General features: G+C 69.8%; 25 protein-coding genes and 2 pseudogenes. 13 read left to right on the forward strand and 14 right to left on the reverse strand.

Features of this window, described 5'->3' with window-relative positions; genetic code table 11:
* Positions 1-195 precede the first annotated feature (195 nt).
* Entirely contained in the window at positions 196-594 is a 399-nt protein-coding gene (locus OG429_RS03015) for a PAS domain S-box protein (protein ID WP_328923695.1), read from the reverse strand.
* Between the two features lie 274 nt (positions 595-868).
* Positions 869-1,417, reverse strand: coding sequence for a GNAT family N-acetyltransferase (locus tag OG429_RS03020; RefSeq protein WP_328923696.1), 549 nt, complete (start codon positions 1,415-1,417; stop codon positions 869-871).
* A 160-nt stretch (positions 1,418-1,577) separates the two neighbouring features.
* Here OG429_RS03020 and OG429_RS03025 point away from each other — a divergent pair, with 160 nt between their 5' ends.
* Complete coding sequence (locus OG429_RS03025; protein WP_328923697.1) at positions 1,578-2,408, forward strand: hypothetical protein; 831 nt, start codon at positions 1,578-1,580, stop codon at positions 2,406-2,408.
* Between the two features lie 27 nt (positions 2,409-2,435).
* Here OG429_RS03025 and OG429_RS03030 read toward each other — a convergent pair whose 3' ends face one another.
* Positions 2,436-2,849: a hypothetical protein gene (locus OG429_RS03030; RefSeq protein WP_328923698.1), complete on the reverse strand. Its 414-nt coding sequence runs from the start codon at positions 2,847-2,849 to the stop codon at positions 2,436-2,438.
* A gap of 174 nt (positions 2,850-3,023) precedes the next feature.
* Between OG429_RS03030 and OG429_RS03035 the strand changes: the two genes are divergently transcribed.
* On the forward strand, positions 3,024-3,365 hold the full coding sequence (locus OG429_RS03035; protein WP_328923699.1) for a VOC family protein: 342 nt from the start codon (positions 3,024-3,026) through the stop codon (positions 3,363-3,365).
* 202 nt (positions 3,366-3,567) lie between these two features.
* Complete coding sequence (locus OG429_RS03040) at positions 3,568-4,329, forward strand: metallophosphoesterase family protein (RefSeq protein ID WP_328923700.1); 762 nt, start codon at positions 3,568-3,570, stop codon at positions 4,327-4,329.
* 50 nt (positions 4,330-4,379) lie between these two features.
* Here OG429_RS03040 and OG429_RS03045 read toward each other — a convergent pair whose 3' ends face one another.
* Positions 4,380-4,646: a helix-turn-helix domain-containing protein gene (locus tag OG429_RS03045; RefSeq protein ID WP_405680571.1), complete on the reverse strand. Its 267-nt coding sequence runs from the start codon at positions 4,644-4,646 to the stop codon at positions 4,380-4,382.
* Positions 4,647-4,782: 136 nt separating this feature from the next.
* On the opposite strand from OG429_RS03045, the gene OG429_RS03050 reads away from it, so the two are divergent.
* Both OG429_RS03050 and OG429_RS03055 read left to right on the forward strand, forming a co-directional pair.
* Positions 4,783-4,923: a hypothetical protein gene (locus tag OG429_RS03050; protein WP_328923701.1), complete on the forward strand. Its 141-nt coding sequence runs from the start codon at positions 4,783-4,785 to the stop codon at positions 4,921-4,923.
* A 193-nt stretch (positions 4,924-5,116) separates the two neighbouring features.
* Positions 5,117-5,362, forward strand: coding sequence for a hypothetical protein (locus OG429_RS03055; protein WP_328923702.1), 246 nt, complete (start codon positions 5,117-5,119; stop codon positions 5,360-5,362).
* Between the two features lie 773 nt (positions 5,363-6,135).
* On the opposite strand, the gene OG429_RS03060 is transcribed toward OG429_RS03055, so the two are convergent.
* Positions 6,136-6,558, reverse strand: a complete 423-nt coding sequence (locus tag OG429_RS03060; protein ID WP_328923703.1) for a hypothetical protein — start codon at positions 6,556-6,558, stop codon at positions 6,136-6,138.
* Between the two features lie 128 nt (positions 6,559-6,686).
* Positions 6,687-7,970: an NAD(P)/FAD-dependent oxidoreductase gene (locus OG429_RS03065; RefSeq protein ID WP_328923704.1), complete on the reverse strand. Its 1,284-nt coding sequence runs from the start codon at positions 7,968-7,970 to the stop codon at positions 6,687-6,689.
* A 292-nt stretch (positions 7,971-8,262) separates the two neighbouring features.
* Here OG429_RS03065 and OG429_RS03070 point away from each other — a divergent pair, with 292 nt between their 5' ends.
* Both OG429_RS03070 and OG429_RS03075 read left to right on the forward strand, forming a co-directional pair.
* Positions 8,263-8,397: a hypothetical protein gene (locus OG429_RS03070; protein WP_328923705.1), complete on the forward strand. Its 135-nt coding sequence runs from the start codon at positions 8,263-8,265 to the stop codon at positions 8,395-8,397.
* Between the two features lie 30 nt (positions 8,398-8,427).
* On the forward strand, positions 8,428-9,510 hold the full coding sequence (locus tag OG429_RS03075; RefSeq protein WP_328923706.1) for a lytic polysaccharide monooxygenase auxiliary activity family 9 protein: 1,083 nt from the start codon (positions 8,428-8,430) through the stop codon (positions 9,508-9,510).
* A gap of 270 nt (positions 9,511-9,780) precedes the next feature.
* On the opposite strand, the gene OG429_RS03080 is transcribed toward OG429_RS03075, so the two are convergent.
* The gene (locus OG429_RS03080) at positions 9,781-10,263 is read right to left on the reverse strand and encodes a WapI family immunity protein (RefSeq protein ID WP_328923707.1); all 483 of its coding nucleotides are present in this window, start codon (positions 10,261-10,263) and stop codon (positions 9,781-9,783) included.
* Positions 10,264-10,409: 146 nt separating this feature from the next.
* Between OG429_RS03080 and OG429_RS03085 the strand changes: the two genes are divergently transcribed.
* On the forward strand, positions 10,410-11,474 hold the full coding sequence (locus tag OG429_RS03085; RefSeq protein ID WP_328930142.1) for a hypothetical protein: 1,065 nt from the start codon (positions 10,410-10,412) through the stop codon (positions 11,472-11,474).
* A gap of 15 nt (positions 11,475-11,489) precedes the next feature.
* Here the strand turns inward: OG429_RS03085 and OG429_RS03090 are convergent, their stop codons facing one another.
* Positions 11,490-12,440: an SDR family NAD(P)-dependent oxidoreductase gene (locus OG429_RS03090; RefSeq protein WP_328923708.1), complete on the reverse strand. Its 951-nt coding sequence runs from the start codon at positions 12,438-12,440 to the stop codon at positions 11,490-11,492.
* A 169-nt stretch (positions 12,441-12,609) separates the two neighbouring features.
* Here OG429_RS03090 and OG429_RS03095 point away from each other — a divergent pair, with 169 nt between their 5' ends.
* Both OG429_RS03095 and OG429_RS03100 read left to right on the forward strand, forming a co-directional pair.
* The gene (locus OG429_RS03095) at positions 12,610-13,164 is read left to right on the forward strand and encodes a hypothetical protein (RefSeq protein ID WP_328923709.1); all 555 of its coding nucleotides are present in this window, start codon (positions 12,610-12,612) and stop codon (positions 13,162-13,164) included.
* Positions 13,165-13,370: 206 nt separating this feature from the next.
* Entirely contained in the window at positions 13,371-13,871 is a 501-nt protein-coding gene (locus tag OG429_RS03100) for a hypothetical protein (protein ID WP_328923710.1), read from the forward strand.
* Between the two features lie 68 nt (positions 13,872-13,939).
* On the opposite strand, the gene OG429_RS03105 is transcribed toward OG429_RS03100, so the two are convergent.
* The 4 genes from OG429_RS03105 to OG429_RS03120 form a co-directional block, all read right to left on the reverse strand.
* Positions 13,940-14,962, reverse strand: a complete 1,023-nt coding sequence (locus OG429_RS03105) for an alcohol dehydrogenase (RefSeq protein ID WP_328923711.1) — start codon at positions 14,960-14,962, stop codon at positions 13,940-13,942.
* 177 nt (positions 14,963-15,139) lie between these two features.
* The gene (locus OG429_RS03110; protein ID WP_328923712.1) at positions 15,140-15,718 is read right to left on the reverse strand and encodes a TetR/AcrR family transcriptional regulator; all 579 of its coding nucleotides are present in this window, start codon (positions 15,716-15,718) and stop codon (positions 15,140-15,142) included.
* A gap of 61 nt (positions 15,719-15,779) precedes the next feature.
* Positions 15,780-16,670 carry an SDR family NAD(P)-dependent oxidoreductase gene (locus OG429_RS03115; RefSeq protein WP_328923713.1) on the reverse strand — a complete coding sequence of 297 codons (891 nt, stop codon included), beginning with the start codon at positions 16,668-16,670 and terminating at the stop codon, positions 15,780-15,782.
* A 295-nt stretch (positions 16,671-16,965) separates the two neighbouring features.
* A complete protein-coding gene (locus tag OG429_RS03120; RefSeq protein ID WP_328923714.1) occupies positions 16,966-17,298 on the reverse strand; it encodes a DUF6328 family protein in 333 nt (110 codons plus the stop codon).
* 230 nt (positions 17,299-17,528) lie between these two features.
* Here OG429_RS03120 and OG429_RS03125 point away from each other — a divergent pair, with 230 nt between their 5' ends.
* Positions 17,529-18,242 (forward strand): enoyl-CoA hydratase/isomerase family protein, encoded by a 714-nt coding sequence (locus OG429_RS03125; protein WP_405680568.1) that lies wholly within the window; start codon positions 17,529-17,531, stop codon positions 18,240-18,242.
* 137 nt (positions 18,243-18,379) lie between these two features.
* Here the strand turns inward: OG429_RS03125 and OG429_RS03130 are convergent.
* Positions 18,380-18,983: pseudogene (locus OG429_RS03130) on the reverse strand (TetR/AcrR family transcriptional regulator).
* Positions 18,984-19,023: 40 nt separating this feature from the next.
* On the opposite strand from OG429_RS03130, the pseudogene OG429_RS03135 reads away from it, so the two are divergent.
* Positions 19,024-19,287, forward strand: a pseudogene (locus OG429_RS03135) (ergot alkaloid biosynthesis protein); the annotation flags it as partial.
* A gap of 92 nt (positions 19,288-19,379) precedes the next feature.
* Here OG429_RS03135 and OG429_RS03140 read toward each other — a convergent pair.
* Entirely contained in the window at positions 19,380-20,780 is a 1,401-nt protein-coding gene (locus OG429_RS03140; RefSeq protein ID WP_328923715.1) for an SMI1/KNR4 family protein, read from the reverse strand.
* A 284-nt stretch (positions 20,781-21,064) separates the two neighbouring features.
* On the opposite strand from OG429_RS03140, the gene OG429_RS03145 reads away from it, so the two are divergent.
* Positions 21,065-21,793: a dienelactone hydrolase family protein gene (locus OG429_RS03145; protein ID WP_328923716.1), complete on the forward strand. Its 729-nt coding sequence runs from the start codon at positions 21,065-21,067 to the stop codon at positions 21,791-21,793.
* Positions 21,794-22,328 lie beyond the last annotated feature (535 nt).

Genomic DNA, 22,328 nt, shown 5'->3' on the forward strand with positions numbered 1-22,328 from the left:
TGAGGCACGCGGCGACCGCCGGGAGCGCCGGGCGTGGCAAAGGCAGTGCGTCCTCGGTCCGGGGCCTCGGCTCCTGCGGGCGAAGGGTCAGACGATGTACGAGGCAGTCCGGTGGCGGGTAGGCGGGTTCACCGGCCGCACGGCCTTCGGTGTCGGCGGTATCAGTGACCGGCTTCACCGCTCTCGCCAGCAGATCTACCGTGACGGTGTCGGCGACTTCGCGGCGATGGCGAGCACCCCCGTGCCTCCCGACAGTGGAACCGCCACCGGCTGCCAGCTGACGCTGCGGCAGGTACCGTCACGGAGGCGAAGCCAGTCGGTACGCACCGAGCCGGCGCTGCGCAGTACCGCGCGGACGAACCCCTTTCCCCGAAACCCCGTGGCGTCCCCGAGCAGAGCCGCATCCCGGCCGATGATCTCCGCATCCCGATAGCCGGTCAGGGCCTCTGCGGCCTCGCTCCACTCCTGAACGCGCCCCTCGGGATCGATGAGCGCGGTGGCCGCCGGGACGGTCTTCAGCCGCTGCAGCGATACCGCACCAGACAGCGGTACACCCTGCCCGCCCGGCTCACCATCCGCAGATGCAGAGCCCATCTCACTCACCACCCGGCCGGAACACCGTGCCTCCGTCACAAGCCGCCTGGCCGAGGACAGCAGCGGCGGATGCGATTACACCGATGAGCCGGCCGGACCGAACGGCGGGCGGCACCTCGTGCAAGGCAGTACGGGCCTCGGCGAACGTGGTCGTCATCACGGACTGCCCAACGACGCCGGGCGGCACTCGGTACGGGCACGGGCGCGGTGGGAGCGCGGGCCGCCTGTCGCGGCCCGACCGGGACGATCACCATGTCCCGCCGAGTCCGTCGAGCTACTCGGCCTGAAACGCGTCTGCAGGGACCTCGAAGACGATCGCGATCCCGTCACGCTCGTTCCCCCGCTCGCCGACGCGGGTGAAACCGAAGCCCGCGATGGTGGCCAGGGAGGCGGTGTTGTCAGAGCTGATCGTGGCCCGCACGGTCCTGACACCGGGTTCGGCGGCGGCCCTGGCGAGCAGCGCCGTCAACATGGCGCGGGCATAGCCCTGGCGGCGGTACCCGGGCACGACGGTGTAGCCGACCTCGACCACCCCGGCCTCGTCCGGCGGCCCGTGGTACCCGGCGTCGCCGACGACGGCCCCGTCCGGCTCGGACACCACGGCCCGCGTGATCCACGGCGCGGCGGACGGGTCCTCGGCGAGCTGGTCAGCGCGATAGCCGAAGATCCAGCGGGCCCGGTCGCAGACGAAGTGTTCGTCAAGGGCGACCCCGGCCTCGGCGCTGCCGCCGGCGAGGTCACCGTCGGCAAGCGCCCGCAGCGCTTTTGCGCTGAGCTCGACGAAGCGGACGCGCTTGGGAATGGAGAGAAGTTCGTTGTTCATCGCGGAGATGCTCACCCAGTTCAGGAGGGCTGTCCATCGCTTTACGGCTGCTCCGTCGATCTGGGAGTCCGCAGATCGGCGGTTCGTCCGCTGTGGCGGGGTGGTGGCCCGGGGCACCCCACGTCGGCCGCCGTACGCGGGACTGACGTAGCGTTCGGGCATGAACATGCCGCCGCCGCCCCAGCAGCCCCCCGGCCCGTACGGGCCCCCGCAGCCCCCGTACGCCGGACAGCAGTACACCGCGCAGCCGTCGCACCAGCAGCCGTTCGCGGGGCAGCCGTACCCGCCGCAGCCGTACCCCGGTCAAGGAGCGTGGGGGCAGCCCCCGATGGGCCCGCCGCGCAAGAAGCGCACCGGCATGGTGATCGGGATCGTCGCGGCTTCGCTGGTGGCGCTCGGCGCCCTCGGTTTCGGGGTGAACCTGCTGAACGAGGCCGGATCCGTTGCGAGCGGAGCCGGCTTCCCCGAGGCCAAGTACCGGCTCACCGTTCCCCAGACCTTGCTGGACGGCAAGTACCAGCTGGTACAGGACCTGTCGGACACCGAGGGCAAGCAAGCCCTGCAAGGCAGTTACGACTCGAAGATCCGCAATCCGAAGCCGGCCGTCGGCCAGTACACCTCCGACTCTGCGAAGGGCGTGAGTGCCCTGGTCATCTCGGGGATGTACGGCCAGTTCAAGGACCCCGAGGGCGCCCGCAAGAAAATGCTGGGCGGCGCGGCGGACGCAGAAGGTGCGACCCTGGCGGTCCCCGCCAAAGACATCACGCCCGCCGGTTCCGACGTCACCCTGTCGTGTCAGGTGCTGACCGCTAGGCAGGGCGGTGTCGAGAGCACCCTGCCGATGTGTGCCTGGGCGGACGAGAACACCGGCGCCTCGGTCGCCTTCGTCACCCCGGAAACCGCGCAGCAGAGGCCCGGCTCCATCGACCTCGCCAAGGTCGCCGAGACCACCCTCAAGGTGCGTGCCGAGTCCCGGCAACCGGTCGGCTGACCGGCGTCCCACGACAGTGCAGGTCAGTCAGGGCATCTCATCGGGGTCGCAGCTGGCCCGGCGCAGCCCGATCGTGCGCAGGGCCCGCGTCAGGGCCTCGGAGTCTCCCTCGCGCACGACGTGGACGGCTCCCTCGACCGCGAGGCCGGACAGGGCACGGGACACCCGGGCGGCTGCCGTCCGCAACACCACTCCGCTCGGAGGGTCCAGGCCACGCACCCCGTGGAACACGCGGAAGACGTCCGGATCCGTGTCGATGCTGTCGAGCCCGGCAGGCAGGGACAGGACGGTGATATCGGGGAGGAGGACGCGGGCGTGGGCGAGAGCGACGGCGGGATCTTGGGCATGCGACACGACCCGGAAGTGCGGGTTGCGCTGGATACCCGAGCGCAGCAGTTCCAGGAGCTCTCCCTCGGGCACGCCGACCACCAAGACCGTCATCACCTGCTCCATCCTGCGCTCCCGCACGTCACGAGGCGACTCGGGGCATGGAGACCGGAAGGTTCGCGCACATCCGATGTGACCGTCGCGTGCCGGGCAGTGCCATGACCGGGAACGTTCACCAGGTGATCGGGTTGATGTCGGCCGCCGCTGAGAGGGTGCAAGGATGTGTGCATGTCGATCACTTCAGTGACCTTGCGCCGACGCGTGGATGACCTCGAAGCGGCTGTGCCCTTCTACGAGAAGCTGACGGGAGAAACCGCCAACAGGTTTCAATTCGCGGGCCTGGAACTGGCCGCTGTCGGCCCCTTCCTGCTTTTCAGCGGGCCGGAAGAGGCAGCAGTGCGGTTCGCAGGAGTGGCTGCGACGCTGTCGGTGCCGGACCTTAACCAGGCCATATCCGGGGCCGTGGCAGCCGGGGCCGCCCTGATCGCTCCTCCGCAGCCCACCCCGAACGGACACCGTGCCGTGCTGCGTCATCCGGACGGCGGCGTCTACGAGTACGTCAGCGGCTGAGGGAAGGACAAGAACAGCCGCTTGCGCACCCCAGCCCGGGTCGACGAGCCCGCCGAGGCCGGCTGACCGGCAGAGCCCTTCCGGACGGACCGCCGCCCTCCGTGACGGCGGTCCGACACCGCTACACAACTAGGCGGCTACGCAGCTACGCGGGAAGCGAACAGCTCCATCTCCAGCCGGCCGTCATTCCACAGTAGTGACCATGCTGAGCCACGTAGCCATCCTCTCTGACATCCACGGAGTCCTGCCCGCTCTCGAAGCAGTGCTCGACGAGCCAGAAGTACGCGCCGCGGACCGCATCGTGCTCACCGGCGACATCGCAGCCGGCCCACAGCCGACCCAGGTCCTGGACTTGCTGGCCGGGCTCGGAGACCGCGTCATCTGGATCAGCGGCAACGCCGATCGCGAACTGCTCGAATACCGCCGCGGCCAACGTGACGCCATCCCAGACCCCATCGCGCCCTGGGCCGCAGAGCAGCTACGCGGGGACCACCTCGACCTGCTCGCCCGCTTGCCGAAATCACTCACCCTGACCCTGCGGGGCATGGGGAAGGTCTTGTTCTGCCACGCCACCCCTCGGGACGACGAGGAAGTCGTCCTCGTCGACTCCCGCCTCGACCGCTGGCAGGAAGTGTTCGGCGCCCTCGACGCCGACGTCCGTACCGTCGTCCTCGGGCACACCCACATGCCTTTCGTCCGCCTCGCCCATGGCCGGCTCGTCATCAACCCCGGCAGCGTGGGTATGCCCTACGGGCGGACCGGAGCCCACTGGGCACTCCTGGGTCCGGGCGTCGAACTACGCACCACGAACTTCGACATCGAGGCCGCCATCACCCAAGTCACCCAGGACTCGTCGTACCCGGAAATCACCGAGTGGGCCGACTATTTCCTTCGAGCCCAGGCAACCGATGCGGCCGCCCTCGCGGCCTTCGGCCCTCAGGACGGACGCCGTATCGACCCGTGACGACTCCGTGATCGATGTCGACACGACTCCCCCGTTGCCGATCCTGGCACTCAGGCAGTGCACGCAGTCGCGGCGGGACGCTGGCCTGCGGTGAACACAGCCGACGGGACACCCATGAAGTGGCGGAACTCGGCCGTCATGTGGGACTGATCGTAGTAACCCGCCGTCGCGGCGATCTCCGACCACCGGCCGGCATCAGCCGCCAGGACGGTGCGAACGCGGCCGATGCGTGCGAATTGTTTGGGGGACAAGCCGGTGCCGTCGGTAAACAGGGTGTTCAGGTGGCGCTCGCTGATGTACAACCCGGCTGCGGTCAAGGCGACCGTAGCGCCGCCAAGTAGGCGCTCCCCCCGCCGAGCTTCGCCTCGACCTTCCTGCGGCAATCCTGGAGCGCGTGCTGGACCGGCCGGTCAAGCCACGGACCCACATGCGCTCGACCAGTTGCCGGCCGGGATGACCACGGGCATCGGCTGGGCGCGCGCCGACGGTGCGGCCTACGTCACCGACCACGTGCCGCGGGTACTCGGCCGACCGGCGGGCACGTTCGAGCAGTGGGCGCGCGACCACCGGGAGGCCTTCGCTGCAATGCCGTAACCCGCCGCCGCCGACGGCCGCTGGGCCTGGTGGCCCGGCGCCGAAACGGCGGACAACTACGGCGTCTCGCGGGCCTTCCACATCGGCTGTCCGGCATTGGAGTGAAGCGCCGTTTCTCGTGGCTTTCGCGTGATGTTAGCCGGATGACGCGCCCCTTCCCCGACGCGTCATCCGGAAATCCTTAGGAGTAGTCATGCGTATGCGCTCTGCCCTGACCGCCTCTGTCCTGGCCGCGGGCATCCTGCTGGGCGGCGCGGGCGCGGCCCTGGCCAACGACGGAGGCGAGAACGAATACTTCTCCGCTGGCCACACCGCCTTCGCGTCCACCTGCTCGTCGGCCGCCGCCATCCCGGCCGCGTTCGGTCCCATCTGGACCTCGAGCTGCTCGAAGGAAGCCGAGAAGGAGTGGGCGGAGGCCGCTCACTCCGCCGGCCACTGACCCGCTGACGGCGGCGCAGGGGCGGTCGAAGGTCACGCCGACTGCCCCTGCGCCGTTCGGGTCCGCCACTGCCCGGGAGGAAGTGCTACGGGCAGTGGCCCGGGCCGCGTATTCCGCGGCACACGCCGGATCATCAAGACGCCCGGGGGCCGACAGAAGTGCGCGGATCCGGTCGGCGGACGCGGCCTGGGAGGCGCGGACGGTCAGCCAGGAGCCGTCCGCACAGACGATGTCCACGCGCCGCCGCATCCGTCGCGGCCGTGGGTGGCCCGCACACCCGCGTGCGCGCAGGAGACCACCTCCGACGCGTCCTGCCAGGCGGCCCGCACGGCGACCCTGCCGTCCGCCACGAGGAGCAGACAGTCCGCCTCCTCCGCGCGCGTCGCATCCCTCGCCCAGTACGCCGTATGCACCGCAAGGACGAGTCGTCCCGCATCACTGTCCCAGCCGCCCGCATGCCCGGCCCGGCCCATAGCCGCACCAGGAGCCGCGAGGCCTTCTCTGCCGGCTCGAACAGCGCGGAGAACGCCGAGACGGGGTCTTCGGGCAGCGAGAACAGGAACCGGACGAAGAAGAGCGAGGCCAGGGCCCCCGCCTCTTCCGACGCGGCTGCGGCGGCAAGCGCCGCACGCCCGGCCGCCGCCCGTACCGCGGAAGCCCCACCCCGAACTCCATGCCTCACACCCCTACCGGAAATGGAACGCCGCGCGTGCTCAGGGCCGGGCCGCTCTTGCGAAGCGACCCGGCCCCGTAGGCGTAGCGTTTGCCCGGGATCAGGACCTGGTCTCGTTGCTGCAGTACCAGTCGCCGTAGCGGCTGGTACTGCTGTAACGGGCCTCGCACACGCGCACCGGGATGTTTTCGGTGATGTCGTAGTTGCACTGGCGGATCTCGGTGCCGTTGTCGCCGATGCTGGTGGTGTCGTAACAACCGGTGCGCAGGTCCACCCAGGTGTAGCCGTCACAGCCGACGTTGGCGCAGACCCGCTGCTGGATCTTGCCGTACACCGAGTAGCCGTCGGCGGCGTGGTCCGTGATGTAGAGCCAGTCACCGTTCGGGTAGAACGTAGAAGTGCCCCAGCTCTTGTTGACACTCACGTTCAGCCCGCTCGCGGAGGCGGAACCCTCCATCCCGGCGACCAAGATCGCGCTCGCCGCCAGGGCCAGACCGACCTGTGCAAGTCGCTTTAGCTTCATGAGCGCTTTCCCTTCCCGTCAGTGTTCGGTCACCGCGAGATCACACAGCACTCGCGATCAGGATGTCAACTTGTCCCACACAAAGCCGAGTTGAAGCCCGCCGGCCAGCGGAGCAGGCGGGCAGCCCGTCATGATCCGGTGTGTGGGCGGTGCGCGGCTGGCGCAGTCGCCCGGCGGTGCTTGACGTTGACGGCCGAGGCCTTGGCCAGCGCCACGGGGTTCAAGAAGCGCAGCGGACCGATCAGGCGGGATCCGAACAGATGCATGTGCCGCGCCACCGATGCATCGCGCGCTGCCGCCGAAAACATCAGCCGCTCCATGGGATTGAACGGACGGGCCTTGGCGAAGTCGGCGGCCAGGTACTGGTGACAGCGCAGCCGGCGCCGGTGTCCGCGTGCGTACATCACGAGCGACCTGTTGAGGTCGCCCCGACCGGTCGCGGCCGAAGCGACCGCCTCCGCCAACCATTGCGCTGACTGCAGAGCCCACCCGCATCCCACTCCCCACAGGGGATCGCCGGTCAGGGCTGCGTCGCCGATGAGCGCGACGCCCGGTGCGGTCGGCTTGCGGCTGTGGAGCGGGTAGTTGACAGTGCCGGTGATCTTCGTGATGCGCTCGGCAGCATCGATGGGCGGCGCCTCGGGCAGGGCGCGGACGAATTCGAGGAAGCTGCCCTCCAGGTCTTCCCGGAAGGCAGGCAGCCGTTTCTTGTCCGGGAGCACCGCGAGGACCGTCACCCCGTCGTCGTTCGGAAACGCGTACGCCATGTCGGGCTCGAGGAACCATGTGTGACCGATCCCGCCGTGCAGGGGAAGATTGCGGTAGTGCGCGAGGTAGCCGAACCGCGCGTTCTCGTACAGCCGGGCAGACACCCCGGCGAACTTCGCCACGGCCGAGTCCTTGCCATCGGCGCCGACCACCAGGCGGGCCCGGATCTCGCGCTCGCCCCGTGGTGTCGACGCACGCACCCCCAGGGTTCGCCCGGCATCCCGGACCAGCCCGGTCACATGGTGACCGAGGAGCAGATCGACGCCAGGGGTTTCCGCCGCATGGGACCTGATCAACGGGTCGAGGGTGCTGCGCCGAACGTTGTACCCGTACGGCAGCTCGGGGCCCTCCGGCGCGGCCCTCGGCTCGATCCATCCCCAGCGGGTGTACCAGCGGGCCTCGTTGCGGACGGCTCCCGCCTCCTCGAGAGCCGGGATGAGGCCGAGTTCGTCCAGCACCGGGTAGGCGTTGGCCGTGAGGGAGTGGGTGCACAGCACCTTGTACGCTGCGGGGTCCGAGCGGCGTTCCAGCAGTGCGACGCGGACACCTCGTCGAGCGAGCAGGATCGCCGCGGCGCTGCCGGCGAGGCCGGCCCCGCTGATGACGACGTCGTAGTCGTATCCCGCGCTCTCAGGCTTGGTCATGCGCTGATCGCCCCCTTCGGGGTGTGGTGCCGTTCGTGGGTGGGAGTGCCACAGTGCCACTGCTGTCAGGAACATGACCAGTGGTCGCCCGCGCGGCACTGGACCAGGCCGCCTCCGCTTCAGGTTTCGCGTCGGTACGGGACCTGTTCGACGCGGACCCGAAGACATGCTGGGCCATCCAGGTGACGGACCGACGCGCAGAAACGATCACGTGTGCGGCGCGGCCGAACGACCGTGCCGAAGCCCGCGAGGATCAACGGACCGAGATCCCCTTCTTCGAAGGAGAGACAGCATGGCTGTGCGCTCCCGTCCTGCCGTCCCGGCCGCTGCCGGCAAGGCCATCGTCCTGGCAGGCACGGGTCCCGCCGCCGCCGAGTCGTTCCCGAACCAGGACCGGACCGGTCCCGAGCTCCGCGACCACCGCTGATCCCCTCCGAATCCAGATGAAAAGGACTTCATGAGCAGCAGCGCCAACGTCCAGGCACCCTCAGGGCTCCTGGCCGACATCAAGCACCGAACCGACGGCAGCCACCGGATGTTCGGCATCCACCTGCGGTGGCAGATCGGCGGCAACCGGCCCGACCACGGGACCTGGCCCCCGCCGGAGGACTGGAACGACGGCAACGCCCCGTACCCGCACGTCTACGAGGTGTGGATCAACGGTGCGGCACGGCAGACGGTCATCCTCTACTGGCCGGCCTGGGACTGGTCCCCGTCCAACTCCCACTGGGTGGACCTGGGCGAGGAACCCGACGCCGAATACCGGGTGAAGATCCGGGCCAAGGTCGACGGCTCGTTCACCGCGTTCACCAACGAGGTCACCGTGACCCCGGACTCCGCGGTGCCCTGGTCCACCGCCCCCCAGAAGACCGAGGGTGCGCGGTCCGGCGTCGACGCCTCTCCCCGCCACGGCACGGTGGACCACCCGCGCAGCCGGGCCGCAGCCGTGATCAGGGACGAAGACCCGTCCCCGATCTGCGCGAAGGCCCGGGCCGAGAACACCAGCACCACCTGGCAGGAGGTGGTGCCGGGGAAGGACCGGATGCTGGCCGACTACCCCTGGAACCACGCCCTGCACTACCTGGAGTACCGCAAGTTCTTCCAGGGCAGCACCGTGGCCTCCACCGGGAACCCGGCGTTCGCAGGTCTCGACCTGGCCCCCCGTGCGGACCTCGGCGACTGGCCCACGACCCGTCTGGACGCCGGCGCCGAAAGGCACACGTTCTCGTACGACTACATGGCCTATCACACGAACGAGACCTGGTCGCACCGCTGGTTCATCACCCGCGAAGGCTGGAACCCCAGCGGCGGACTCTCGTGGGAGAACCTGGAGCCCATTCCGTTCCTGGTGGAGGTCCAGGGGGCCCCGCGGGAGGAGGACTCCACCCATTGGGAGTTCGCCACCCTCCCGTCCCGAAGCGGGCGGGCCGCGATCGTGGACGTCTGGGGCGGTCATGGCGGCCCGGACACCACTGACGGCGGCAACGGGGGCAAGACCGGCGAGTTCTTCCTCTCCGTGTGCGACGTGGAATTCCACTGACGCCTTTCGGATCCGCGTGACCGTTGAGGGGGCGCGGACTAGCGGGTGAGAGTCCATGAGCGGGGCGGCCGTGCGGAGCCACGGCCGCCCCTACGCATCACCTGCCACACGAGGCCACCCGGGGCGCCTGGACTCCGCTGCCGAGCGAATGCGGACGCTGCCCGCCGATCAACGGCACCACGTCCCGCACCGGCTGCGCGATGGGGAAGTCGAGCGCCTCGGAGCCCGAGTTGGGCTCGGCGGATCGCGGCCCGGTGGGATTGACGTTGATCAGCGGGTTGGGAAGGAAGCCAGGGCCAGGTCCCACTGGTCAGCTGCGTGAAGCAGTGCAGCTGCGTCCACCCGTACCTCCACGAAGTACTGGTAGATGTCCGCCCGGTCAGCACCCTGCTGCCACGGAGGTGCCGCTTCCAGGGAGAGGTGGAGACGGATCACCGGCCCGGCCTCGCTCCGGTCGGCGAGGCTGAAGGCCAGGACCGGCTCGTTGAACCACGTGTCCGGGGACAGGTAGCCGTCGGCATCGGGTTGGCTCGCCGACACCGTCCCTGCGGCCACCGCGCGCAACCAAGCGGCGACCTGACGGGCTTCGTGGGTCAACAGAGAGGGATCGGCAAAGGACCAACTGCCCTCGGCAGTCGTCACCGTGCCACCGATGACCAGCCAGTTGTCGTCATAACGGTTGCCCCGGGCCGCGGCGAACTGATAGCGCAGCGGGCGGAGCTCGACACTGTTTGCATGGTCGCTCAAGAGCATTGCCGCAGGATCTCATGGGCCCTCCTGGCGGCGAACGGAGCCGGCCGGGATCAGGGTGACGCTCCACGGTGGTGACGGAAGCCTCGGCTGTGCGCATGGATGGCATGGATGGGCATGGTGTCAGCGGGGTCCGTTACCTTCAGGCCATGTCGATCACCGCACAACTGCGCGACTCGGTGAAGCTGCCGGGTGGGGATGCACTGGTCAGTGGCTTCGCCTTCGAGAGCCGTGGGAATGGGCCGTGCCGCGCTCTCCTCCAGAACGGGCACGAGCTGGAGGTCTACGACCTGTACGAGGTCTTCGCGGGGGAACGCGCGCCGACCGCGGTCTTTCCCGTTCCCTGGCCGGGCTGGGACCGCGGTGTCCATTCGGTGAGCCCCGACGGCTCGTTCACTGTGTTCTCGGGCCAGCGCGCGATAAGGGCCGTGGGCGTGGGCGGAGACACGCTGTGGGAGTACCGGCACGGCTGCTGGGGTCCCGAGATCGGCCACGCGCACACGGGCGACGAGCAGCAGGTGTGCCACGGCTTTGAGCACGGGTCCTGCCGGGTCTCCGACGACGGCCGGCTCGTCTGGGCGCATGTCGTGATTGAGCCGGAGGCGCAGGACTGGCAGGAATGCTGGGTCGTCCTGGACGCCCGCAACGGACGGGAACAGGCCCGGCTGCCGCTGGACAGCGCAGCCTCGGGTTCACATCACCTCTCCCACCCTGACGGCATCCACATGGGGCTCTGCATCGGCATGGGTCAAGACGGCATCCTGCTCCACTGGGCGCGCTGGGACGGTGAGAAGCTGACCAGTTGGGACCTCAACGAGACCATGGACCGCATCCTGGTGGACACCCACACGGGACTTCCGGGCTTTCTGACCGTCGAGCACTACGGAGCTGACCTGCAACTGCACGCCCTGGACGGCACCGTGCTCGCCGAGGAGGCGCCCGAGCCGCCCGACGGCGAGGACCCGCCCTGCTGGGACTACGGCTGCGGCTTCGTCGACGCCGGCACCGTCATCGCCTCGACGGTCGATTCCGACGAGGACCCGGATCGGGCCCGCCACTGGCTGCTCGATGCCCGCACCCTGAAGACACGCGGGACGGTCGTGTACCCGAATGGCCCCGTCGACAGCCACGTTCGCCCGCTCGGCGATGGGACCTGGCTCACCTACGACGACAGCAGCGAGACGCTCAATCGCTGGAGTGAAGCAGCGCCGTAGCACCTTTCTCCGCGCCTACCGAAAGCCGAGGTGCGGATCGGTGCCGACCAGCTCACCGCTGGCGGCCCACAGGTGCGCGGCCACGGCCGGGTCGGCCATGTGCGAGAGGACGGGCTCACGCCGTGGTCTGCCACGCAGACCGAAGGCCCTCGGCCCCCACAACTGCCCTCCCTGTACCTCCGAGTCGAGGACGGCACGGACGACGGGCCATGCTCCGGCGTCCTTGCCCTGCACCAAGAGCCCGGCGGGCAAGGCTCGCAGCCGCTCGCCGGGGGTTGTCGTGCGTAGCGGCGGGCGGGACGGGGTGAGGGAATCCAGTGCGCCGCCGGGGTGGGCCACCACACTGAGCACCGGGCTGCCGACGGCACGCAGACGGCGATCGAGTTCGAAGCCGAAGCACATCTGCGCCAGCTTCGATCGGCCGTAGGTCTGCTTGGGCCGGTAGTCCCGGGTCGACTGCAGATCGCCCAGGTCCAGTCGCTCGGACCGCGCAGCGAAGCTTCCCACGGTCACGATGCGGCCCGCCGACGCCGCGGACAGCAGCGGGGCCAGCCACTGGGTGAGTGCGAAGTGGCCGAGGTGGTTGGTGCCGAACATCAGCTCGTGGCCGTCCTCGGTCTCTCGACGCGGCGGGTCGTCGAGCATGACCCCGGCGTTGTAGACCACCGCGTCGAGATGATCGAGGCCCAGCCTGTCCACGGCGGTCTTCAGGGACGACAGGTCGGCGAGGTCCAGTTGAAGGTGTCGCACACGCGCGCCGGATACGCGCGAGCGGATCGAGGCCATCGCGGCGTCGGCCTTCGCGGTGTTCCGGCTGCCGAGTACGACGACGGCGCCAGTGGCGGCGAGTTGCTCGGCGGCGAAGTAGCCGATCCCGGCGTTGCCCCCGGTGACCAGGAAGATCCTGCCGCCGGCAGACGGCAGCCGGTGAACGTCCCAGGGCCGGCTCTGGGATGCGGAAGACACGATGACAGGCTCCTTGCGCTCTGAGACGGCGTGCTCATGGGGAGCACTCGACCCGCCCAAGGTCGCGGCCTCCACCGACATACCGCCGACAGATCACAGTCGCCGCTGACAGACGTCCGACACCCCTCCGCAGTACTGCATGGCCACGGTGCCCGTGACCGCGAGGCACATGACCGCCGCGTTCGCCCGCTCCACGGCATGGCACGATGCCGGGGTGGAGAGTAGAGAACGTGCAGAGAGCCTGTCTGAGCTCGGCGACCTGCTGACATCGCTGTCGAACAGGCCCGTCGTCTCCGTGCGGTACGGCCGATTCCCGGATGGCGCGATCCCTGGTCACGGGCTGGGACCCCTTGCCGGCCAGGTGCACGACCTCGTCGCCGAACTTCACCCGGTGTGGAAGCGATACCTCCCCAGCGGGGCCGAGCCCCCGAGCGCTTCGCAGATCGAGGCTCTCCTGGAGCCGCTCAGCGCCGACGCGGCCGTCGACCTGATGGCCAGGCTCGCCGCCGACGACCTCGTATGGCCCGGCTCGAAACTCATGAACCGTGAGATCGCCCACGACACTGTGACGCGCATTGTGAAGTGGCTCGGGCCCGGCGCGACTTGGTGGACCAACCGGCAAGGCAATTCCTGGGATCCCGTCACCGCCTGCACGTTCGACGGTGTGGTCGCCGGAAGCGACGGCGGGTACTTTGCGGTCCTGATCCAGGTTGGGGAGGACTGAGCCGCCCGGTCGGCCGCCGCCAGCTCCACACCGGCCTCCACCGCAGACACCGCACCCTGCCGTTCCGGCTTCCCCGGCCGGGTGACCGCGGCATGGCGCTCACGCTGCGCCGCCCCGAGGTCCTTCCGCAGGCGCCGGCTTCCCGCGGACCGCGCCGCACGGACCTCGGTGATCTCGTCCGGGCCGGCGGCAGGGATGATGCGTCCGTGGCGACAACGACCCTTGAGCTCTTCGCGGACTACTTCCAGATCTACGTCATGGACGACGACTCCGAGGCAACCGAGACCGGCATCGGTGACATGTGGAGCGAACAGGCCTTCCTCGACAGGCTCGCTGTCGACGAACACGCCCTGGCCATCGGCACGGCTGTCAACGTAACCGTCGACGTCACCATCGACCTCCTCACCGACCAGCCGGACGATGACAGCGACGACTTCGACCACGTCGTCGAGGCAAGCCTCAACCTGGCCTCGGGACGACTCGTCGTGCTGGGCTGCACCGACTACCTCCCCGACGCAGCACGCTTCGACATGCCCGCGGGCTGGACTCGCATCCGTACGTCTCGGCGAAATCTCGAAGCCGCAGCCTTCCCCGACCCCGACTGCGAGGACGAGCCCGAAGACATGGAGGAGATCCGGATCCAAGCCTGGCCGGCACCGCGCTCTCAGCCCCACATCATCAAGCGATGGACCCAGCCGGAGAGCTAGGGCCTGTCGCCAAGCCACTCGTTGCTGCTCATACACAACGTCGCTCAACACCCCCAGGGCCGGGTGGGTCAGCCGGTGAGCACCATCCGGAAGCGCGCGGCGCCCGAGAGCATCTTCTGGTAGGCCTCGTCGGCCTGGCTCAGCGGCACCGCCTCAACGGTCGGGCGGATCCCGTGCAGCACACTGAACGCCATGGTGTCCTGCACGTCCTGAGAGGTGCCGGACGGATGGCCGCGGACGATCCGTGCACTCATGAACAACTGCGTCGGGCGGATCTCCAGCGGCTCAGGGGCCGCGCCGATCACCACCAGCTCACCGCGGTGCGTCAGACCGTCCACGGTCGCGCTGATGGCGCTGGAGTTGGCAGCGGTGGCCAGGACGACCTTGGCGCCGCCGAGGGACCGCAGCGCGTCCGCTACGCCCGTGCCCGCTGTGCTGTCGACGTAGTGGTGAGCGCCGAGCTGCATAGCGAAGTCCGCCTTGTCGGCCCCACGGGCGATGGCCACGGTCTCGAAGCCCATCGCCACCGCGTACTTCACGGCCAGGTGGCCGAGGCCACCGATGCCGAGCACGGCGACCAGATCGCCCGGTCGCGCCGAGCTGCGCCGCAGTCCGTTGTACGTGGTCACTCCCGCGCAGGCCATGGGGCCCGCATCGGTGGCGGCCAGCGCGTCGGGGATGCGGGCCAGGGCGTCGGCCGGCGCGATCAGCGCCTCCGCGAAACCCCCGTCGTATGCCCAGCCGGGGACCTTGAGGGCCTCGCAGACGATGAAATCGCCCTGCCTACAAGGTGTGCAGTGGCCACAGCTGCCGCCGAACCAGCCGACGGCCACCCGGTCACCGAGCTGCCAGCCCCGTTCCTGTGCCCCTTCGCCCAGGGCTTCGATGCGCCCGGCGACCTCGTGGCCGGGGACCAGCGGAAACCGGACGCCCGGCACCATGGCGCCCACGAAGACGGCATCGCTGTGGCAGACACCGCAGGCATCGACGGCGATGCGCACGTGGCCGGGCCCCGGCTGCGGCACCGCGCGCTCGACGATCTCGAACCGTCCGCCGGGGGAGGTGACCTGCGCGACTCGATAGGTACTCATCCGGTCCTCTCCCAGAAACGGACTCGACGCCCCCGCATTTCCAGCAGAACAGCTCCGTCCCGATCTCGCGCGCCGAATCGGAAGGAGGACCGCACCAGGTCACACCCTGACCGCGGGATGGTCGTGACCGGGCGGCGGGTGCTGGTATTCCGGCAGTGCGGCCACCCCGTGGAGCTGTCACGCGTTGGGCGGGGCGGCTCGCATGCCCCCGAGCAGGGTGGCCAGGTAGCGGCGTGCAGTGTCGATCCGGCCGGCGGGAGCGCCGCCGCGGACCTCGACGGCGTGGGCGATGCCGCACATCAGCGGGACGAGGTCGCCGGAGGCGACATCGGGGCGGACCACCCCGGCCTCGAGGGCCCGGTCCAGGAGTCTGCTGCCGGACGACTTCAGTGACTTCTTGAGTTCCGTCGTCCTCGGCAGCGTGTCCGTGGTTGTGGCGGTGACCGGAGCCAGGGAGGCTTCGGCGACCTGCGCCTCGACGACGCGGCGCAGGAAGCCCTCGAACGCGCGCCAGGGGTCGGGGTCGGCCAGCGCCCGCTCGCCGTGCTCGGCCAGGGCTTCCAGGCAGGGAGCGGCAATGGTCTCCAGCAGCGCCTCGGGAGTGGCGAAGTGCCGGTAGACAGTGCCGACTCCCAGTCCGGCGCGGCGGGCGACGTCGTTGAGCTGCAGCGGTGCGCCCTGGTCGACCAGGACGCGGGCGACGGCGACGATCCGCTCCCAGTTGCGGGCCGCGTCCTTGCGCAGGGGTGTTGTCATGGGAAACATGCTAATCGGATGGCTCATCCGGATGCTCCGGGCGCCCGTACCCGCACAACGGTCAGGTGGTCGTGAGGGGTGCGTGCCGTTCGCTGAGCCGGCGCACGGCTTCGACGACGCGGGCATCTCTCGCCGTACGGATCGGCGCTGCCGGGCGCGCCTGGGCGTCGATGACGATGCCGCTCCGGCCCTCCAGAGCGTCATCGGTGGCGGCGGCGATCGAGGGCCGGGCGGCCACGGACGCCGGACCCGAGGTCGAGCGTTCGAACTTGCGGCGTACCAGCGGCCACAGCAGCCGGAGGGCGGGCGAGACGATCTTCGGGTCGGTCATGGTGCCGTTGGTCATGTCGGTCGCGGCGCCTCCGGGGTCGGCGGCGAAGACCGATACTCCCGTGCCGTCCAGCCGTGCGGCCAGGTCAAGGGTGTAGGCGAGGTTGGCGAGCTTGGCACGGCCGTACCAGTGGAAACCGTAGTAGCCGCCGGGCGGCTCCACGTCGTCGAAGACCCGCTTGGCGAGGGCGACCGCGCCCGAGGTGACGTTCACGATCCTGCTCGGCGCACCGGCCGTCATTGTGGGCAGCAGTAGTTCCGTCAGCAGGTACGGGGAGAGGTGGTTGACGACGAATGACGCCTCGATTCCGTCGACGGCCTGCCGGGCCGGGAACATGGCCCCGACGTTGTTGACCAGCACCGTCAGCGGTTCACCCGAGGCGGCATGGTCGGAGGCGATCCGGTCGGCAAGCGCGCGTACCTCTGCGAGCGAGGCGAGGTCGGCCGACAGGTACCGGGCCGGGTGTGCCGGGTTCGTCGCGTTGATGCGGTCGACCGCCCGGGCGCCCCGGTCGGCATTGCGTCCGACCACAGTGACCGAGAACCCGGCAGCAGCCAGCCCCAGCGCCGTCTCCAAACCGATGCCGGCCGTCCCGGCCGTGACCACCGCTGTCTTCCTCATGTGCCCCTCCACCCAGCCAAACATCCGGATACTTCATCCGCTTGGCAGGACGATAACACGCAACCGGATTAGGCATCCGGTTAGGGTTTCGGTCAGCGGCTCAGGCATTGGCCGGACAGCTTGAAGCCGCAGGGGACGCAGCATCCGCCGCCGCGGCACGGCGAGACGGCCGAAACCGAGGAGGCGCACTCCGCGCAGCGTCGGCTTCGGCGGGACGGAGGTACTGCTCAGCGCTGGTGGCGCAGGCGGCACCACAGCGGCATGCCGAACCACAGCCAGACCACGCCGCTGAGGATCACGGACGCCAGGAGTGCGGACTGCTCATGGCCATCATGAGGAGGACCAGTCCGACCAGTGCCAACCTGTTCGAGACCGTGACGAGTGTGGCCCGCATGCCACAGCGGAAGACGACGAAGCCCAGCAGGATCTGGACGCTGGTCTGGGCGACGCGAACCTCCTGTAAGAGCTCGGCGTACGCCCTGTCCTGGTCCAGCTCAGGCCGCGCCTCCCGGTCTGGCGGTGAAGCCGTGGGGGAATCGCCCGCACGCCGCGGCGCGGTGAGAGGCGTACGGGGACGGCGGTGCTCAGGAACCGGCAGGAGGGCCGGCCTCTTGATCGTGGGGGCCATCGCGTTGCCCCTTCCGAGTGGGGAATGGGTGGGGGTGGCGGCGGGCAATTCAGGAGGCACCCGACCCGCATGCACTACCCCTGGCCGAACCCCCGCCGAAATTCTGGTGAACACGTGCACGAGGGCCCTCGCCCTCCGGTTCACCCCGCACCGCCCGGCAGGCCGTACCTCGTCACGTCGCCTCATGCCCCGGCGAGGACTTCGTAGGCGCCGTCCGCGAGGACGAGCGGGTGCGCGTGATCGTGGTGCAGAGCGCCGACCCGGACTTCTTCGTCGCCCACGTCGACCTGGGCTTCATGCTCGAGCCGGCGACCTTCGCGGAGCTGGCCAACCCGGACGCCGGCACCGGAGGCGACGAAGCTCTGATCAACCCGATGCAGAAGCTGATGCTGCGCCTGCGCGCGCTGCCGCAGGTGACGATCGCCAAGCTCACCGGGCGTCTTCGGGGCGGCGGCAACGAGCTGGCGATGGCGCTCGACATGCGCTTCGCCGCCCGGGGACAGACCTGGCTCGCCCAGCCCGAGACCCGGATGGGCATCATCCCCGGAGGCGGCGGCACCCAGCTGCTGCCCCCGCTGGTCGGGCGGGCCACGGCCCTGGAGGTGATCCTCGGTGGGAACCTGTTCGACGCGGAGGTGGCCGAAAGGTACAGCTGGATCAACCGCGCGCTACAGGCCGGGGAGCTCGACGGTTTCGTCGACGCCCTCGCCGGGCGAATCGCCGCACTGCGTCCGGAGCAGATCGCCGCCGCGAAAGCCGCCGACGGCGCCGCGGCGACCAGCGGCAGCCTGCCGGAGGGACTCGGGGAGGAGAGCAAGGCCCTGAGCGGGGTCTACCCGGCACCGGACGCCGTCGTCGATCGCATACGAGCCGCCGTGGCGGGCGGCGCCCAGACCCGCGAGGGCGAACTCGACCTGGAGGCGTCACTGGACCGTACCGCCTGAGCCGTACGCCGCCGGGCGGGCGGCATTGCTCACAGGTCTTCGCCCCTTCACTGGTCAGTCAGGGTGTACTCGACCCGCGGCGGCACCCGTCAGCCTGTTCATCCGCACCGCCTGCTTCGCCCCTCCGGGGTCCGCGCTCAGTCCTCGGCCGCCAAGTCCCGTACGGGACTGCCGAGGACTCCGGCGGTGAAGGTCGCCAGCTTCCTGCGCATCTCCTCGCGGGCCATGCCCTTCTCGCCGGCCAGATACTCGACGAGATCGGCTCGGGTGGCAGCCAGCAGCGCATGGGCGGCGAAGTCGCTGTCGGCCAGACCGGGGATCTGCTCCAGCAGGTCGCGGAGCAGGGTCTGCCATCGCTCGTAGTGATCCGTCCGATAGGGGCTGTCCGATCCGGTGCCCTCCAGGGCCAGGGCGAGGTGCCGGTTGTCGAGCTTGAAGCACAGGACGGCGTCGAGCAGGGCCGGTACACGCTGAAGCGGCGCGGTGGCGGGCCCGAGCGGTGGCGGGCCCTCTTCGACGGCGTTCCTGACCGGTTCGAGCCGTGCGTCATACAGCGCGCGGATCAGCCCGGTCGGTCCCCGAAGGCACGGAAGAGCGTCGCCTTGCCGACGCCGGCTCGGCCGCGATGTCGGCCATGGTCACGTCCTCGGGGCTGCGGCACTGAGCGAAGAGGGTGTCGGCGGCCGCAAGGGCGGCTGCCCGGTTACGGACCGCGTCCTTGCGCGGCTTTCTCTCGGACATGTGACTTCCTCCATTTGCGATCCGGACCAGCGGTCCGTAAGCGCTCAGCCACGACGACGTCGCCGACATCGTCACGCAGGTCAGAGGCCGCCCCGTGGTCCACCGCCACCTGACATACGAACAGATGCGGGACCTCCTGGCCGCGGTGATGCCGCTGGAGTTCGCCGCGATGCTCGCCGGCATGGACCGCGCCATCGCCGAGGGAGCCGAGGACCGTACGACCGATACCGTCCAGCGCCTCACCGGCCGCCCACCGCGCAGTTTCCGGCTGGTCGCCGAACGGGAGCTGGCACGCGACGGATGACGGGCACTGGTGTGGGCGCAGGGAGCCGCCCGGCACCTACGACACCCAGTGAGAAGACGTCGTGCGGTGTGACCCGGCGGCGGCCCCGCCGGCTATGCCACGGGGCCGAGGTCTCCTTCGAGTACGGTCCGGATGATATGAGGCCGGTCCCAGAGGGCAAGCAGCTCATTGGCGATGGCCACGATGGACAAAGCGTCCTGGTCACCGTGAACCATGACGGCGGCGGCCGACAGGCAGCGGGGGACGGCTCCGGCATCGAGGAGGACTCGCCATTCCCGGTGACCGAGTTCCAGGAACTCCAGTCCGGTGAGCTCGGCGATCTCCAGAGGGTCGGCGAGTGTGCCGGGGTAGGCGGTGAGGGTCCGCAGCCGCGGCAGCCCGGTCAAGGGCGCAAGACTGAGCGGCGGACCGTCCCATACACCGATGGACAGAACCTCCAGGCCGGGGTGGACGGCGGCCTCGATGCTCCGCGTGCTGGATGCGTTGACCCAAGCCGCGGCGGGTGGCCGCCGAACCTCCTCGCTACCGGGCTCCGCGCTGGGCCGGTCCAGGACCAGGTCGGTGAGGGAGTCCGCGACGAGTCCGGCACCGACGCTCTCCTCGTGGGAGAGGATGATGATCTGTCCGGTGTGTCCGCGGGGGCCGGGAGTCAGATCGACGGCCAGCCGGTCACCGCCTCCGTTGTCCCCGAACACGATCCAGCCCGGCGAGCCGACCAGCCCCTGCACTGCGGCGTCGGGCCGGATGTCGACCGCATCCATCGCCGCGAACTCCCAGGGGCTGTAGCGGGTCGCCGCCTCGGCGACGTACAGGTCGTCCAAGCCGAAGAGTTCGCAGCGGACCGCCTCGGAATGGCGGCGCGCAGCCTCGTAGTCGCCGCGCCAGTCCTCCCAGTCGGCCCGTGTCACCCGGTAGAGCACTTTGAGTTCGTCGGGCAGGGCGATGCCCAGGCGCGATTCCGCCGCGGCGATCTCGGCTTCCGTGGCGCCGACGGCGCCGGGCAGGCGTTCGCGGAGCGTCCGCTCCAGCAGCACGGGGTCCACCGACGGCGCCGGCACCGCTCCCGGTACCGGATCGGGAAGGCGATGCCAGGGCTCGGGACGCGAGCCCTCGACGAGAACGAGCGCCCCGGGATGCGGACCGATGCCCGGCTCCACGGCCGGGCCGGGTTCGAGCAGGTGAAGCAGAGTCCTCCCCGACGGCTCGATCTCCACCGCGAAGGAAACGGCGTCGACGCCGTCCTTCGCCAGAGCGCTGCGCACCCGCTCCACGGCATCGTGCTCGTCGCGAATGTCCTCCAGCTGGGCAGCGCGGCCAAGGGGCGGCAACCGTCGTTTCAGGGGCACGCTCCATCCACTCTGGCCGATACGGCCCGCCACACGACCGCCCGGGGCCGCGAGTTGCTCCGCGTGTTCCGCCCGCAGCAGCCGCAGTACGGGCTCCCAGGTCACGAAGTCGTGAACCGAAGGAGTGGGGTTCCGTTGATCATCCATGCGAAGACCGTACGCGGGGCCGCTGACACCCGATCCCGTCGGTCCTTCGTGGGCGACCTCCCCCGTCACACCCGTCATGTGCCCGAGCGTTCTCGATGCCGCGTCAGACAACGTTCGCCGCGGTGAGGCCCGCGCGATGACCTTTGTGATACTTTCGGCGTCGCCGTGCAGCACTGCGCATTCGAGGAGGTGAGACCGATCAACACTGTGACACGTCGGGTCTCCCTCCTTTGCATGGTTTAGGGAGCGCCCGCACAAGGCATCCCGAAAGGCTTGAAACGCTGATGCGCTTCACCTCCCAGACGTCGTCGGACGGCGTCACCGAACAGTTCTTCACTCTCGACGAGATCCCCGGCGTGCTGTGGACACCGAAAGACGCCCGCGGCACGCGTCCCCTGATCCTGCTGGGCCACGGCGGCAGGCAGCACAAGACGGCCCCCGGCAACGTGTCCCGCGCGCGTCGTTACGCCGCCGAAGGCTTCGCGGTCGTCGCGATCGACGCGCCCAACCACGGCGACCGCCCCGAGGACGAGGAGTTCGGCCGGATCGCGGCCGAGATGCGGGCCGGCATGGCAGCCGGTGAGAACCCGGGCGCGCTGGTCGCCGGCATGCACAGCCATCTGGCAGGTCAGGCCGTCGCGGACTGGCAGGCGGTCCTGACCGCAGTCCAGCGCCTCGACCAGGTCGGCGTCGGCCCGGTGGGCTACTGCGGGATGTCGATGGGCTGCGGGCTCGGCATCCCGCTCATCGCCGCCGAGCCCCGGATCCGCGCCGCGGTGCTGGGCCTGCTCGGCGTGCACGGACTGGCCGAAGACGCCGCGCGCATCACCGTGCCGGTGCAGTTCCTGGTCCAGTGGGACGACCAGATGGTGCCGCGGGACCAGAGCCTGGCCTTGTTCGACGCCCTGGCCTCGGCTGAGAAGACACTGCACGCCAACCCCGGCAAGCACGGCGATGTGCCGTCGTTCGAAGTGGACAGCTCGCTGAGGTTCTTCACCCGGCATGTGAGCTGACACGACGTCACAGTGCCCGAACGCGCTGACCGGGACCCGTTCCCGGCCAGCGCGTTCGGCCAGACTGCCCGGAGCATGGCCGAGCGGGCGAAGGTGCGGGAGATCGACGACGATGACTCGACCATCTGGCCGGGGATCGCCGGGCCTTGCCTGCCTGGACCTCTGTGGGCGGGAGGCCGTCCCCGCCGACTCAGCCCTGAGACCCGCACCGCGAGGCGAAGCTGGACCGGATCGAGGAGGTCCTGGGCCTCTTCCCGGACCGGGTCTTCGAGTTCGACGAGTTTGGCCCGCTCGGGATCCGGCCGTAGGCGGACTCGGGCTGGGCCGAGCGAAAACCACCCCGACCACACCCGTCGCGCAGACACCCGGAACACGAAACAGCCGACGCCTGTCGACGCGTCGCGGTCGTCCGTGCACCTCCAGGACACACCCTGAACCCGGGAAAGCTTCCCGGCCACAGCACTAGCGGTAACGGCGCTCGGGAGCAGGACGGCAACGGCGGAGCCGCCCGCTCCCACGGGTCGTTCGGACGCAG

Origin of the sequence: Streptomyces sp. NBC_00190, assembly GCF_036203305.1 — a bacterium.
Lineage (GTDB): Bacteria > Actinomycetota > Actinomycetes > Streptomycetales > Streptomycetaceae > Streptomyces.